Below are 707 nucleotides of genomic sequence, written 5' to 3' on the forward strand. Positions count from 1 at the left end.
GGCGCACTGCTTATTTTGGGATTGTCACAAGCAGAGGTCAAGGCCCAGCAGGAACCATTGTACACTCAATACATGTTTAATACCGTTTCTGTGAACCCAGCCTATGCGGGTACACGAAATGCGATGAATGTATTATTATTGTCCCGTTTACAATGGGCAGGTTTAGATGGTGCGCCGCGTACGTATAACCTAACCATGCATACTCCATTAAATAATTATAAAATGGGCTTGGGTTTTTCAATCGTAAAAGATACTTACGGGCCTGTTGATAATACTTATTTCAATTTCAACTATGCCTATCGGGTAAATGTTTCAGAAAATATGATTCTGTCCATGGGTATTAAAGGAGGAATTTATAACTACTATGTTGGATTAAACGATGTGTTTGTACAAAATGGTAGCGATGCTTCTTTTAGTGGTAATTACGATAAAAAATTACAACCCAATGCGGGTATGGGCTTGTATCTGTATAGCAACAAATGGTATGCAGGATTTTCTATTCCAAAATTAATACAAACAGATTTGTCTGGTGACCAAATGACCACCAGTAATGTATCAGATCTTCGTCGTCACTATTTTGTAATGGCAGGATATGTATTTGATTTAAGCAGCGATTTAAAGTTTAAACCATCTTTTATCAATAAAGTAGTAGAAGGTGCACCGCCATCAACAGATATTACTGGTCAGTTTTTGTATAAAAATGCTTA

1 protein-coding gene is annotated in these 707 nt (G+C 36.9%); it reads left to right on the forward strand.

The features are described from left to right. On the forward strand, positions 1-707 hold a 707-nt coding region (locus OM075_RS25300), incomplete at both ends, for a PorP/SprF family type IX secretion system membrane protein (RefSeq protein ID WP_301193347.1).

This window comes from Plebeiibacterium sediminum (genome assembly GCF_026013605.1).
GTDB lineage: Bacteria > Bacteroidota > Bacteroidia > Bacteroidales > Marinilabiliaceae > Saccharicrinis > Saccharicrinis sediminus.